Source organism: Pararhizobium antarcticum (assembly GCF_001885585.1).
Classification (GTDB): domain Bacteria; phylum Pseudomonadota; class Alphaproteobacteria; order Rhizobiales; family Rhizobiaceae; genus Pararhizobium; species Pararhizobium antarcticum.
The window spans coordinates 207,494-220,182 of the sequence record NZ_LSRP01000096.1 but is presented as its reverse complement, the minus strand read 5'-3'; the positions used below and the strand labels follow the sequence as shown (position 1 = coordinate 220,182).

The 12,689-nt window shown below is 61.2% G+C and carries 13 protein-coding genes; 2 read left to right on the top strand and 11 right to left on the bottom strand.

The features are described 5' to 3' along the window. Window positions 1–205 precede the first annotated feature (205 nt). The 9 genes from AX760_RS16585 to ccoN form a co-directional block, all read right to left on the bottom strand. Complete coding sequence (locus AX760_RS16585) at window positions 206–1,039, bottom strand: universal stress protein (RefSeq protein ID WP_071834023.1); 834 nt, start codon at window positions 1,037–1,039, stop codon at window positions 206–208. Between the two features lie 143 nt (window positions 1,040–1,182). Continuing rightward, the gene (gene ccoS / locus AX760_RS16580; protein WP_071834022.1) at window positions 1,183–1,320 is read right to left on the bottom strand and encodes a cbb3-type cytochrome oxidase assembly protein CcoS; all 138 of its coding nucleotides are present in this window, start codon (window positions 1,318–1,320) and stop codon (window positions 1,183–1,185) included. Beyond that, the gene (locus AX760_RS16575; protein WP_071834021.1) at window positions 1,320–3,590 is read right to left on the bottom strand and encodes a cation-translocating P-type ATPase; all 2,271 of its coding nucleotides are present in this window, start codon (window positions 3,588–3,590) and stop codon (window positions 1,320–1,322) included. Before AX760_RS16575 ends, ccoS begins: the two co-directional genes overlap by 1 nt. After that, window positions 3,587–4,081, bottom strand: a complete 495-nt coding sequence (locus AX760_RS16570) for a FixH family protein (RefSeq protein ID WP_071834020.1) — start codon at window positions 4,079–4,081, stop codon at window positions 3,587–3,589. Before AX760_RS16570 ends, AX760_RS16575 begins: the two co-directional genes overlap by 4 nt. Beyond that, complete coding sequence (ccoG, locus tag AX760_RS16565) at window positions 4,078–5,637, bottom strand: cytochrome c oxidase accessory protein CcoG (RefSeq protein ID WP_071834019.1); 1,560 nt, start codon at window positions 5,635–5,637, stop codon at window positions 4,078–4,080. The genes AX760_RS16570 and ccoG overlap by 4 nt, the downstream gene beginning before the upstream one ends. A 108-nt stretch (window positions 5,638–5,745) precedes the next feature. Further along, window positions 5,746–6,612 (bottom strand): cytochrome-c oxidase, cbb3-type subunit III, encoded by an 867-nt coding sequence (gene ccoP / locus AX760_RS16560; protein ID WP_071834018.1) that lies wholly within the window; start codon window positions 6,610–6,612, stop codon window positions 5,746–5,748. A 1-nt stretch (window position 6,613) separates the two neighbouring features. Continuing rightward, complete coding sequence (locus tag AX760_RS16555; protein ID WP_071834017.1) at window positions 6,614–6,763, bottom strand: cbb3-type cytochrome c oxidase subunit 3; 150 nt, start codon at window positions 6,761–6,763, stop codon at window positions 6,614–6,616. 11 nt (window positions 6,764–6,774) lie between these two features. Beyond that, entirely contained in the window at window positions 6,775–7,506 is a 732-nt protein-coding gene (gene ccoO, locus AX760_RS16550) for a cytochrome-c oxidase, cbb3-type subunit II (protein WP_071834016.1), read from the bottom strand. Between the two features lie 9 nt (window positions 7,507–7,515). Continuing rightward, window positions 7,516–9,126, bottom strand: a complete 1,611-nt coding sequence (gene ccoN, locus AX760_RS16545; protein WP_071834015.1) for a cytochrome-c oxidase, cbb3-type subunit I — start codon at window positions 9,124–9,126, stop codon at window positions 7,516–7,518. A gap of 129 nt (window positions 9,127–9,255) precedes the next feature. Here ccoN and AX760_RS16540 point away from each other — a divergent pair, with 129 nt between their 5' ends. After that, window positions 9,256–9,789 (top strand): hemerythrin domain-containing protein, encoded by a 534-nt coding sequence (locus tag AX760_RS16540; RefSeq protein ID WP_245295038.1) that lies wholly within the window; start codon window positions 9,256–9,258, stop codon window positions 9,787–9,789. Here the strand turns inward: AX760_RS16540 and AX760_RS16535 are convergent. Continuing rightward, complete coding sequence (locus AX760_RS16535; RefSeq protein ID WP_071834014.1) at window positions 9,767–10,495, bottom strand: Crp/Fnr family transcriptional regulator; 729 nt, start codon at window positions 10,493–10,495, stop codon at window positions 9,767–9,769. The two genes, AX760_RS16540 and AX760_RS16535, sit on opposite strands and share 23 nt — an antisense overlap. Window positions 10,496–10,763: 268 nt before the next feature. On the opposite strand from AX760_RS16535, the gene AX760_RS16530 reads away from it, so the two are divergent. Continuing rightward, a complete protein-coding gene (locus AX760_RS16530; RefSeq protein ID WP_071834013.1) occupies window positions 10,764–11,561 on the top strand; it encodes a creatininase family protein in 798 nt (265 codons plus the stop codon). A 12-nt stretch (window positions 11,562–11,573) separates the two neighbouring features. Here AX760_RS16530 and AX760_RS16525 read toward each other — a convergent pair whose 3' ends face one another. After that, complete coding sequence (locus tag AX760_RS16525; protein WP_071834012.1) at window positions 11,574–12,512, bottom strand: LysR family transcriptional regulator; 939 nt, start codon at window positions 12,510–12,512, stop codon at window positions 11,574–11,576. Between the last annotated feature and the right edge of the window lie 177 nt (window positions 12,513–12,689).

Below are 12,689 nucleotides of genomic sequence, written 5' to 3'. Positions count from 1 at the left end.
CGTCGCCTTCGGAAAGTTGCCGCGCTGCCGCTCGATATCGGCAAAAACGCGGTAGCGGCCTTCCTGATGCAGGCCGTCCAACGCGCTTTGAAAGAAACCCTCGAAATCCATTATCGTCTCCAGAACCCGATTCGCAAAGCTTAGCCGCCAACCGCCGCGGCGGTTTGATGCAGATCAATCGAAAAGGGTGAACAGCGTCCGCTGCTCAATGCACCATGAACACAGGCACCGCGACACCTTCGATCATCGACCGCGTCGCGCCGCCAAAGATCCGTTCGCGAATCCGCGAATGCCCATAGGCGCCCATGACAACAACGCCCGCCGATATGTCTGCGGCATGCTGCTGCAGGACCTCGGCGACCGGGCGCCCCATCGACGGAATCCGGTCGATGCTGACGGCATCAGAATAGCGGGCAAGATAGCGGGCGATATCCGCGCCGGGTTCCTCGCCATTTTCCCGTGTCGCCGCTTTCGGATCGACCAGAACGACATGCACGGTTTCGGCCTGGATGATCAGATCCAGCGCCGCGCCGACGGCACGAGCCGCCTCAAGGCTCGAATCCCAGGCAATCATGACCGTCTTCGGCCTCAGGGAGGCCGTGCCCGTCTCCGGCATCAGAAGGATAGGCCGCGCGGAATTGAACAGGCAGCCATCGACGGCGCGCGATTTCAGATCGGGATCAAACTTCAAGGCGGCCCCGATGATCGTCAGGTCCGAATAGCGGGCCCGCTCGCCCAGATCATCACCGGCATTCGCCATCGGTCCGAACATGCCTTCCGCAGAAAACGAAATGCCCGTTTGTGAGAGAAGCATGTTGAGCCTGACAACATCAGCCTCGAGACGATCCTGTTCGGCCCTCGACTGCTCCAGCCAGACGGTCGCGATAATCCCGGCATCGCCCATCGGCGGTGGCGGTGCGAGTTGCGCCACGACGACCGACAGATGCGCATCAAGTTCGCGGCAGAGCTCGACCGCCACCTGCAGGTCACGCGCGTCCTGGTCCACGCCAACGATGGCAAGAATAGATTTGTACGACATGTCTGATCTCCCAAGAGCGACGTTTCCGCCTATGGAGATGAGTTTACCGATGATGCGACGCGGCGACTTGATCTGCATCAACGGGAAGTCATTGAGCCATTCCGGGAGGGGGCTGCGCCAGGCAAGCCCGCAGAGCGGAACGCTCAATCGTCGACCAGCACGCGTTCGGCTGCGCCGTCCATGTCTTCATACTGTCCGGACCGCAGCGCCCAGACGAAGGCGCCAAGGCCGAGGCCGCCGAGCAGCAGCGCGATCGGCATCAAATAGAGAAGGGTTTCCATCAGGCATCCACCACTTTCCGGCGTGTCCAGGCGAGGGAAGCAAGGCGTCTCGTCCACCAGCCCTCCCCGGCCGTCAACCGCATCGCATTGCCGATCACCAGAAGCGAAGAACCCGACATGGCAATGGCCGCGATAAGCGGCGTGACATGGCCCATCACGGCGATCGGAACCGCAATGAGATTATAGCCGATCGCCAGGGCAAAGTTCTGCTTGACCAGCCTTTCGGCATGTTTCGCCACCTTCAGGGAAAGCGGAACGGCCTTCAGGCTGTCGCGCAGGAAGATGAAGTCGGCGGCGCTTCGTCCGATGTCGGCGGCCGATGCCGGGGCCATGGAGACATGGGCGGCCATCATCGCCGGCGCATCGTTGATACCGTCGCCAACCATCAGCGCCCGTGCGCCGGAGGCTTTCAGGTGGTGCAGGCGATCGACCTTGTCGACGGGCAGGACCCCGGCACTGAAGGCGGGGATGGACAGCATGGACGCGACGTGTGCGACGGCCGATTTCCGGTCCCCGGAGAGGATTTCAAGCTGCATGCCGGCTTCGCGCAGTGCGCCGGTCGCCGCCACGGCATCCGGCCGGAGAATATCGAGAAAATCATAGGAGAGCAGCAGCACGCCGTCCCTGGAAAGGACCGTGCCGTTTGTCGTGCGGTTCGGCACGAAGGGTGCCATCGCCCAGGATGCGCGACCCAGCCGCCAGGCATGTCCGCCGGATCTGGCCTCGACGCCCAGGCCAGGATATTCCTTGACGTCCTCGAGGCGGACAGTGTCTGGAATGTGGGAATGCGCCTTGGCAATCGCCCGGGAAAAGGGATGTTTGGACGAGCGGGCCAAGGCGACTGCGATGCGCATTTGCGTGTCGTCGAGCGTGGATTGCGACTGCAGGACCGGGCTTCCCGTCGTCAGCGTGCCGGTCTTGTCGAAGACGACGGTATCGATTTCGGCGAGCCGCTCGAGTGCACCGCCATCCTTCATCATGACGCCGTTTTCAAACAGCCGCCGCGCGGCGACGACCTGGACGATCGGAACGGCAAGGCCGAGCGCGCAGGGGCAGGTGATGATAAGAACGGCGGTCGCCACGGTGATGGCGTGGTGCCAGTCGCCCGTCAGGATCATCCATCCGATGAAGGTTGCAAGAGCGGTGATGTGGACGACCGGCGAATACATCGCCGATGCGCGGTCTGCGAGCCGGCGGTAGGTTCCCCGCCCCTGCTCGGCCGCTTCCATCAGGCCCACCATCTCGGCCAGAAACGAATCCCTGGCAGCGGCTGTGGCGCGAATGACCAGCGGGCCGGACAGATTGTGCGTGCCGGCCAGGATGTCTGATCCTGGCGAAATGGCGCGCGTGACGCTCTCTCCGGTCGCCAGCGAGCAATCGAGCTCGGAGACGCCATCGATGACCGTCGCATTCACCGGAATCCGGTCTCCGGCCGCGATCGCCAGGTGCATGCCGGGCTCGATCTCGCCGAGCGGAAGATAATCACGATTGCCATCCTTGCCGATGCGGACCGCGCCGCGCGGCGAAAGCCGGACAAGGCCGCTGACTGCGGCGCGGGCTTTGTCGCGCATCACGTGATCCAGCGTCCGGCCGATCAGCAGGAAAAACAGGAGCGAGACCGATGCATCGAAATAGGCGTGCTCGCCATGGGTGATGGTTTCGTAGAGGCTTGTGGCATAGGCAAGCGAGACGCCGATGGCGATCGGCACATCCATGTTCATCCGGCCGTGCCGCAGGGCGTTCCAGGCAGAGCGGAAATAGATGCGTCCGGCAAAGACGATGACGGGAATGGCGATCAGGGCCGATACCCAATGGAACAGATCGCGGGTCGCGCCCTCGGCCCCAGACCAGACCGACACCGAAAGCAGCATGATGTTGCCCGTCGCAAACCCGGCAATGCCGACCGCGAGCAGCAATTCGGACAGCGTCTTGTCCTTGCCGGAGACAAATTCATCCGTCAGGTGCGCAGGGTAACCGAGCGATTGCAGGCGGGACAGGAAGGCGGGCGCCTCGTTTCCCGTCCATTTGACGGTGACCCGCTTCGTCGAGAGATTGACGCGCGCCGAGATCACGTTCGGCAGTGACGAAAGTCCTGTTTCGATGGCGCGCATGCAAGCGGCGCAGTGCATCGAGGGTATCGAGAGATCGGTCTGCAGCGTTCCATCGCCCAGCGTCTTTGCTGCAAAGAGGATTTCGTCGGCTGACGGCCCCGCAGTTTTTGCAGCTTCGATGTCGATCGCCAGCCCGGCCGACGTTCCACAGCAGCTCATTGGAACGCTCCGTTGCGGATGGTGATGCGGCGGACATCGCGATAGGGCGCGACGCGTCCGACCTCGCTGTCGATCTGCACGATCCAGATCCCGTTGGGCGCTGTATGTGCAGCCTCGAAACGGCCGTCGCCAGCCGGTTTCAGCGCAACGCTCCAGTCCGCCGCCTCATAGGAGGGATGGCGGAACTGGACGGAAACGGCCGTGGCCTGCACGGCTCTGCCGTCGCGGTCTGTCAGTCGATATGTGATCGTGCCGTCGGCCACGCTGAACGCCGTTGTCCAGCCCAGTGCCAGTTGTTGCCGGCTCTGCTCCAGCTTGCCGTTGAATTCCTGGCTGGCGACATAGCTGTTCTTGACGACGAGCCCGCCGAAGGACGAGCCCGCCAGCCTGGCCATGCCGAGATTGACGGCGATGATGACGCCGAAGAAGGCCAGCATGATCAACAGCATGTGCCGGCCGGTGAATTCTGCGCCTTGCGGGTTCGTGCTCACTTGCGTTTCTCCGGTGCGTTGAAGGTGGCGGTGTAGTCCGCGCGCTCGCCAGTCGCTTTATCCGTGGCGACAAAGGAGAAGGAGCGCGTGGTGCCATCAAGAGCCTGCGGATCGGCCCGGACGAAAACCTTGATGGTCTTCAACCTGTCGGGCTCCAGCGCGACGTCCGTTTCGAGTACATTTGCGTCGCCTGCACCGACGATCGTCATCGACGCGCCTTCGAAGCTCTCATCGAGTTTCAGAACCACGGTCCGCGGCTGTGGCACCATGTTCAAAAGCTTGACGGTATAGCCGTTTCGAACCGCACCGTCCGAGAGCAGGACGAATTGCGGATTGCGATCGTGGAGGACGTTGAGCTCGAGGCGATCGCGTGTGGCAAGGGCAAAGGCAATCGATACCCCGACGGCACTCCATGCCCCGAAATAGAGGAATGTGCGCGGCCGCAACAATTTGCGGATGTGGAAATGCGAGAGCTTTTCGGAGAAACGCCCGTCCGGCTTGCGGATCAGTTCAGGGGTGATGGAACAGCTTCCCGAACGGGTCGCAATCGCCATGTTGGCATCGTAGTCGTTGAGCGTCGAATAGCTGATCAGCCCATGCTCCTTGCCAAGCCGCCCCATGACGTCATCGCAGGCATCGATGCAGAGCGCGCAGGTGATGCATTCGAGCTGCTGGCCGTCACGAATGTCGATCCCCATCGGACAGACGGCGACGCAGGCGTTGCAATCGACACAATCGCCGACGCTCGCGCCTGTGGCCATCGCCTTCTTGGTATGCCGCGACCTGGGTTCGCCGCGCCAGTCATTGTAGGTGACGGTGAGCGATGTTTCGTCGAGCATGGCTGCCTGGATGCGCGGCCAGGGGCACATATAGGTGCAGACCTGCTCGCGCATGAGGCCACCGAACGTATAGGTCGTTGCCGTCAGGACGGCGACGGTGGCATAGGCGATGAAAGCGGCATTTCCGGTCACGAAATCTACGGCAAGCGTCGGCGCATCGGCGAAGTAGAAGATCCAGGCACCGCCTGTCAGAACCGCGACGACAAGCCAGGAGACGTGTTTGATGATGCGGATGCGAAGTTTTGTGAAGGACCAGGGCGCGGCGTCGAGTTTCATGCGCGCATTGCGGTCGCCTTCGAAATAGCGCTCGATGACCAGAAAGAGATCGACCCAGACGGTCTGCGGACAGGTGTATCCGCACCAGGCTCTGCCGACCGTCGAGGTGACGAGAAACAGGCCGATGCCGGCCATGACGAGCAGGCCCGCAATGTAGATGAATTCCTGCGGCCAGATTTCGATGAAGAAGAAGTAGAAGCGGCGATGGGCCATGTCGATCAGCACGGCCTGATCCGGCGCGAACGGACCCCGGTCCCATCGGATCCACGGCACCAGATAGTAGATGCCAAGCGTGATCGCCATGACAATCCATTTGAATTGCCGGAACGAACCGGACGCCCGCTTTGGAAAGATCTTGGTGCGGCGGGCGTAGAGCGGCTGTCGGTTGGCGGCCGAGTTGGTTGCGACGGCCTCCAGCCGTGTCACATCCTGATCTTGCATGAACTGCCAACCTTCCGTCGAAATCTCACAAAGCCCGCGACATGAGCGGCAGGCACGGTCCACCATGCCCGCCGCATCGCCATTCAATGTTGATCAAGATCAAGCAAACTACTTTTCGCCACCGCCCAGCGCGTGCACGAAGGTCGCGAGTTCCTTGATGGCGGTTTCCCCGAGACGGGCATTCCAGGCCGGCATCACCCCGATGCGCGGTGCGCGGACCTGCGCGACAATCGCCTGTTCGCTTCCGCCGTACAGCCAGATCGCGTCGGTCAGGTCGGGTGCGCCCAGTTCCCTGTTGCCCTTGGCATTGTCGCCATGGCAGGCGACGCAGTTTTCAGCAAACACCGTCTTGCCCGGCTCGATCATCGATGTGTCGCGGACGGGGCCCGAAAGGCTTGCGACGAACGCACTCACCTGGGAGATCTGCTCGCCATCGAGAACCTCGGCGAAGGCGGGCATCAGCGAATCCCGCGTCTGATCATCCTTGGTGAAGCGGATGCCGTGGGCAATCGTGTGCTGGATCTCGTCCGGCTTGCCGCCCCAGAGCCAGTCGTCGTCATTGAGGTTCGGAAAGCCCTGCGAGCCCGCAGCGCCGGAACCGTGACACTGCACGCAATTGACCTTGAACGCGGCCCCCCCTGCAGCGACAGCGACGCTGCGCAGCTGGTCGTCAGCAAGAATGTCCGCAACCGACTTGTCCTTGATGGCCAGCCTGTAGGCCCCCATCGAATCATCGGCGGCCTTCAGATCATTGCGCACCTCGGCCCGGCTCGAATAACCGAGGATGCCCTGGGTCGAGGATGTCAGCAGCGGCCAGGCGGGATAGGCGATGACGTAACCGAGGGACCAGACAATGGTCGCGTAGAACGTCCAGATCCACCAGCGCGGCATCGGATTGTCGAGTTCGCGGATGCCGTCCCATTCGTGACCGGTGGTCTTTACGCCGGAAACTTCGTCAATGTGCTTCTCGCTCATGTCAATCGTCCTTCAGGGGGATGCTGGCCGCATCCTGGCTGAGTTCCTTGCTTCCTGGACGAAACGCAAAGGCGGAGGCCGCGACGAAGAAGGCCAGCATGGCCAGAAGCCCCCAGCTATCGGCGAATGTTCGCATGATGTGATAGTCCATGGTCGTTCTCCTTAACGGTCTCCACCGGTCTCGTCGTAGGTCTTGAAGTCCACCAGCGTGCCCAGCATCTGCAGGTAGGCGATCAGCGCATCCATCTCGCTCAACGCCGCCGGATCGCCATCGAAATCACCGCTTTTCGCCTTCGGATAGCGGGCATCGAAGGCCGTGGTGTCGCTGTCCGGCGTCGACTGGGTTTTGGCGTCTTCGACGGCCGCGTCGATCATGTCCTGCGAATAGGGAACGCCAACCCGCACATTGGCGACCAGATGCGCAGACAGATCCTGGATCGGCAGAGGCGTTGTCTTCAGGAAGGCGTAGCTCGGCATGATCGATTCAGGCACCACAGACTGCGGATCGGCCAGGTGCTGGGCGTGCCACTCGTTGGAATAGCGGTCGCCAACCCGTGCAAGATCCGGTCCCGTGCGCTTCGAGCCCCACTGGAACGGATGGTCGTACATCGATTCCGCTGCAAGACTGTAGTGACCGTAGCGCTCGACCTCGTCGCGGAACGGCCGGATCATCTGGCTGTGACAGACGTAACAACCTTCCCGTACATAGATGTTGCGACCCGCCAGTTCCAGCGGCGTATAGGGCCGCATCCCCTCGACCTTCTCGATGGTGTTCTGCAGGTAGAAGAGCGGAGCGATCTCGACGATGCCGCCGATGGTGACCACGAGCAGCGACCCGAGCAGAAGCAGGGTAGCATTGCGCTCGATGATCGCGTGTTTGTCCATTAAGGCCATGTCGGGTTCCTATTCGGCAGGCTGCAGCGAGGGAAACGTTCCGCCAATCGGCGCTTCGTCGCGTTGATATCCAAGGATCGTCATCGTCAGGTTCCAGGCCATCACCAGCGCACCCGCCAGGTAGAGCACGCCACCCAGCGCACGAATGAGATAGTAGGGATGAAGAGCAGCAACGCTTTCGACGAAGGAGTAGACAAGGAAGCCCTGCTCGTCATGCTCGCGCCACATCAGGCCCTGCTGGATGCCGGAGACCCACATGACCGCGGCGTAGACCACGATACCGAGTGTCGCGAGCCAGAAGTGCCAGCTGACCATGCGCAAGGAATAGAGACGTTCGCGGGCCCAGAGTTTCGGCACCATGTAGTAGAGGGCGGCAAAGGCGATGAGACCGTTCCAGCCAAGTGCGCCGGAGTGCACGTGTCCGATGGTCCAGTCGGTATAGTGCGACAGGGAATTGACCGTCTTGATCGACATCATCGGCCCTTCAAAGGTCGACATGCCGTAGAAGGCGATGGCAGCGACCATCATCCGGATGATCGGGTCGGTGCGCAGCTTGTCCCAGGCACCCGACAGCGTCATCAGGCCGTTGATCATCCCGCCCCAGGAGGGCATCCACAGCATGATCGAGAACACCATGCCCAGCGTCTGCGCCCAGTCGGGCAGCGCGGTGAAATGCAGATGGTGCGGCCCGGCCCAGATGTAGAGGAAGATCAGCGCCCAGAAGTGGATGATCGAGAGGCGATAGGAATAGACCGGACGATTGGCCTGCTTGGGCACGAAATAATACATCATGCCTAGGAAGCCGGCGGTCAGGAAGAAGCCGACCGCATTGTGGCCGTACCACCATTGCGTCAGCGCGTCCTGAACACCCGAAAAGGCGGAATAGCTCTTCGATCCGAGGAACGACACGGGCATGCTGAGATTGTTGACGATGTGCAGCATCGCGATCGTTACGATGAAGGCGAGATAGAACCAGTTGGCCACGTAGATGTGTGGCTCCCTGCGTTTGACGATGGTGCCCAGGAAGACGATGAGATAGGCGACCCAGACGACGGTCAGCCAGAGATCGACATACCATTCCGGCTCTGCATATTCGCGGCTTTCGGTGATCCCAAGCAGGTAGCCGGTGGCCGCCATGACGATGAAGAGCTGGTAGCCCCAGAAGACGAACCAGGCGAGATCACCACCGAACAGGCGCGCCCGCGATGTCCGCTGGACGACGTAGAAGGAGGTACAGATCAGCGCATTGCCACAGAAGGCAAAGATGACCCCGGAGGTATGCAAGGGACGCATCCGGCCAAAATTGAACCAGGGTTCGATGTTCAGGACCGGATAGGTCAGCTGCAACGCGACGACGACGCCGACCAGCAGCCCGACAACCGCCCAGAAGATGGTGGCGATCACGCCGTAGCGGATCGGGCCGTCCATGTAGGCCGATGGATCGACGGGCGCAGCAGGCTGGAAGTTCTCCCGCCGCAACAGCACGATGACCGAGATCACCAGCACGATCGTCAGCACCCACATGTGATTGGCGAATGCCTGATCGTGCGCGAAGGCTGCGGCAAGGATGGCCAGGAAGCTGAACAGCCCCAGGCTGATGATTGACGATGCGTGCCTCATGAAACGGTCCCCGACTCTTTGATGGTCGGAGATGTCCCCTATCCGGCCGGACACGGCATTGATCTATATCAATGAATCCACATTGATGATGACGCACGATCGGGCATCAAAGGGGAGCAGGAGGCAAGCATGCCAGCCAGTCGGAGGGAACGCGCCGTGTATCCGGCATGCTGCGAGATCGAAGTCCTGTCGCAGGATGCGTTCGCCAAGCGGGACGTCATCGAGGCGATGAAACTGATTCACGACAGCAAGGTGGCACTGTGCCAGGCGTTGGAGGATATCGCTGACCGCCTGCCTGCGGCGACGGATGCACTGGTATGCCTTTCCATGGCTTCAAGACTGCTGCCTCTGCTGCGGCGGGCGCATGCCTATGAGGAGGCGGTGATTTTTCCGGCCTATGAGAAGCTCGTCGTGTCCGCCAGCCTGTCGACTGACAGGTTGCGGGCCGAGCATATCTCAGACCAGTGTTTTGCTGCAGACCTGACCGACATGCTTTTGAAAATCGGTCATGGCGCGCCGGTCGATCAGGCAGAGACCTTCGGCTTCATGCTGCGGGGGTTTTTCGATGGCCTTCGTCGCCATGTCGCGTTCGAGAATGAACACATCGTACCGGCCATTCGCCAGGGAGCTTTGGGGACAGCTAGCAGCCGGAGCGCATCCTGAGGCGTTCGGGATTGGCGACGACGATATGCCTGTTCTGGCTGACCGCGATGACGCCATCGATGCGGAGTTTCGTCAGCTGGCGGCTGACGGTTTCGATCGTCAGGCCGAGGAAATCCGCGATCTCCAGCCGTGACATGGGCAGGTCGAAGGCGATGGATTGCGAATCCGGATCGACGGCGGGATCAATGTATCTGGCAATGAGCAGCAGATAGCTTGCGACCTTTTCCAAGGCGTTCTTGCGTCCCAGCGTCAGCATCCAGTCCCGGGCTTCGTCGAGTTCCCGCAGGGTCTGGTTCAGAAGGAAGTGCTCAAGCCGCGGCGACTGCTTGATCAGCATTTCAAGCGTGCGCTTGGGAAATGAACAGAGCACCACATTCGTGGCGGCATGCGCGGTGATGGCGCTTTCATCCTGAAAGGGTCGTCCCAGGAAATCCGGGGCGAACTGCAAACCGACGATCTGTTCGCGGCCATCGGGCAGGCCCTTTGTCAGCTTGACCACGCCTGACAGGATGTTCGAATAGGCTTCGACGGTCTGCGCGTCACCGATCAGCTCAGCGCCGCTTTCCAGCCGCTTCTTCGACGATGCCTTGGCAAGCGACGCAAGCTGTTCCGCGTCGAGCGTGCCGCAGACCCCGCCGCTCCTTGCGTCACAGGTCAGGCACGGAACGGGCACCCCGGAAGGCTGCACGTCTTTTCGTTCGCTCATCGCACATCCGTCCTTTTCCTCTCCTGAGCCGGTCCTCGCCTTATAGTCTGGAATTCCTCCCCGGCAGTTTGATCGAAATCAAGATTCCGGCAGACATGCAGCCGCCCAGGATGCGTCCTTTGGTCCCGCAAGCTGATCCATGCTCACCATGGCCCGGACCTATACTGAACACAAAAAAGCATCATCCCGGACGCAAATTGATGCTTTTCGTTGTCTGCCTTCTTCCCGTATTCCTCGAATGGGCGATGACGGAAGGGCGCGAGCGGTCATGGGAAAACCATTTTTCTGGAACGAGCTGAATACGGGCGATTTCGCCGATCTTTCGGTCGACCGGACCATCGCCATCCTGCCGCTTGCCTCCACCGAGCAGCACGGTCCGCATCTGCCGATCGCAACCGACGTCACCATCGCCAACGGCATGCTGGCCGAACTACGCGCTCAACTGCCTGAGACACTCGACATTCTCGTTCTGCCCACGCAGGAAATCGGCAAGGCCAACGAACATGTCCACGGACCCGGCACGCTGTCGCTCGGCGCCGAGATCCTCATTCCGGTCTGGACCGCAATCGGTGGCAAGGTGGCGGAAGCCGGGATCCGCAAGATGGTGATCGTCAACTCGCATGGGGGCAATCTCGACGTCATGAACATCGTCGCGCGGGAATTGCGCGTGCGGTTTTCGATGGCGGTGGTTGCGACCCAGTGGTCGAGGTTCGGCAGCCCGGAGGGCCTGATCAGCGACCATGAGCAGACATTCGGCATCCATGGCGGCGATATGGAAACCTCGATGATGCTGCATTTTCGCCCCGACCTGGTGCGCATGGACAGAGCCGCTAATTTTGCCTCAAAAGCAGAATGGATGAAGGACAACACCCGTTATCTGCAGCCATTGCCGCCGCATTCCCTGGCCTGGATCGCCCATGATCTCAACCCGAACGGCGTCGTTGGCGATGCCTCGCTCGGAACGGCTGAAAAGGGTGCGCTGATCGCAAGACACCAGGCCCGGGGCTTCATCGACCTTCTCCACGACCTGACCCACTACCCGCTCTCCAGTCTCTATTCGAAATAGCGGCGTCCGGCTTCACTTGTCCTGGGCAAGAATGGAACCGTTGGCCTGCAATTCCTGCATCAGCCCCAGCAATTCCGTCATCAGATATTCGACGAACAGGCTGGTGGCCGCATCCAGCGGCGCCCGCGCCCGCGCAAACAGCTTCATCGGCTGGCGCGAGTGGGTTTCGGCGATGGGGCGAAACACCAGTTCGCCGCGCCGGCATTCGACGATCACATCGAGCGGATTGAGCAGCGTCAGGCCAGTGCCGGCCTTGACCAGTTGCTTCAGCATTTCCGAGGCATTGGTTTCCACCACGGGCTCCACCGAGACCGGCAATGGTGCGAGCGCCAGATTGATGACATCGCGCAGGCTGGTGCCGGTCTGCGCCAGAACCAGCCTTTCCTGCACCACATCGGCGAGGCTGATCGGGCCGGTGCCTGCCAGCCTGTGTCCGGGTGGCAGGACGACGCCGATCGGCACATCGAAATTGGCCAGCGTGCGGATACCGGGCGTCGCCTGGATATTAAAGCCGAGACCAAGATCGGCCTCGCCTGTCAGAACAGGATTGAGCGTCGTCGAACCGCCATCATTGCGCAATTGCACCCGCACACGCGGATGCTGCGCGATAAACCGGGCGATGATATCCGGCAGCGGACCGGCAGCAAGACCCACGGTCGTGACGATCGAAACCTTGCCGGCCTGCGGCATCTTCAGCCCGCGAATGCGCGATTCCAGCCGTTCGTAGTTCTTCAGCACGTCGCGGATGTGCTCGATGAAAAGTTCGCCGGCCGCGGTGAGCCGCAGACCGCGCGGCAGTCGCTCGAAGATTGGAACGCCGATTTCCGCCTCGAGCGCCAGGATCTGCCGGTTGATCGCCGACGATGCGACATTCAACCGTGCTGCGGCCTTGCGAATGGAACCGCACCGGGCGATTTCGTTGATATAGTGCAGCTTTCGGGAATGCAGCATCGGTTTGTTCTTCCATCGTGCGCGACGCGGTCCAGCGCTTTCGGCGCCGTCCCCATAGAGATGCCTAAAAGGCATCAATGCGGACGAATTTTGATGCTTTTCAAAGAGCAAGGCAACCGCTCAAATGAAGAAAACGAGCGGTCAATGACGACGGTCCGTTGTATCAAAGGGGAACGA

Coding starts and splice junctions, on each gene's coding strand:
- AX760_RS16585 (WP_071834023.1), bottom strand. CDS start 1,039: ATGTCGTACAAATCTATTCTTGCCATCGTTGGCGTGGACCAGGACGCG.
- ccoS (WP_071834022.1), bottom strand. CDS start 1,320: ATGGAAACCCTTCTCTATTTGATGCCGATCGCGCTGCTGCTCGGCGGC.
- AX760_RS16575 (WP_071834021.1), bottom strand. CDS start 3,590: ATGAGCTGCTGTGGAACGTCGGCCGGGCTGGCGATCGACATCGAAGCT.
- ccoG (WP_071834019.1), bottom strand. CDS start 5,637: ATGCAAGATCAGGATGTGACACGGCTGGAGGCCGTCGCAACCAACTCG.
- ccoP (WP_071834018.1), bottom strand. CDS start 6,612: ATGAGCGAGAAGCACATTGACGAAGTTTCCGGCGTAAAGACCACCGGT.
- AX760_RS16555 (WP_071834017.1), bottom strand. CDS start 6,763: ATGGACTATCACATCATGCGAACATTCGCCGATAGCTGGGGGCTTCTG.
- ccoO (WP_071834016.1), bottom strand. CDS start 7,506: ATGGCCTTAATGGACAAACACGCGATCATCGAGCGCAATGCTACCCTG.
- ccoN (WP_071834015.1), bottom strand. CDS start 9,126: ATGAGGCACGCATCGTCAATCATCAGCCTGGGGCTGTTCAGCTTCCTG.
- AX760_RS16540 (WP_245295038.1), top strand. CDS start 9,256: ATGCCAGCCAGTCGGAGGGAACGCGCCGTGTATCCGGCATGCTGCGAG.
- AX760_RS16535 (WP_071834014.1), bottom strand. CDS start 10,495: ATGAGCGAACGAAAAGACGTGCAGCCTTCCGGGGTGCCCGTTCCGTGC.
- AX760_RS16530 (WP_071834013.1), top strand. CDS start 10,764: ATGGGAAAACCATTTTTCTGGAACGAGCTGAATACGGGCGATTTCGCC.
- AX760_RS16525 (WP_071834012.1), bottom strand. CDS start 12,512: ATGCTGCATTCCCGAAAGCTGCACTATATCAACGAAATCGCCCGGTGC.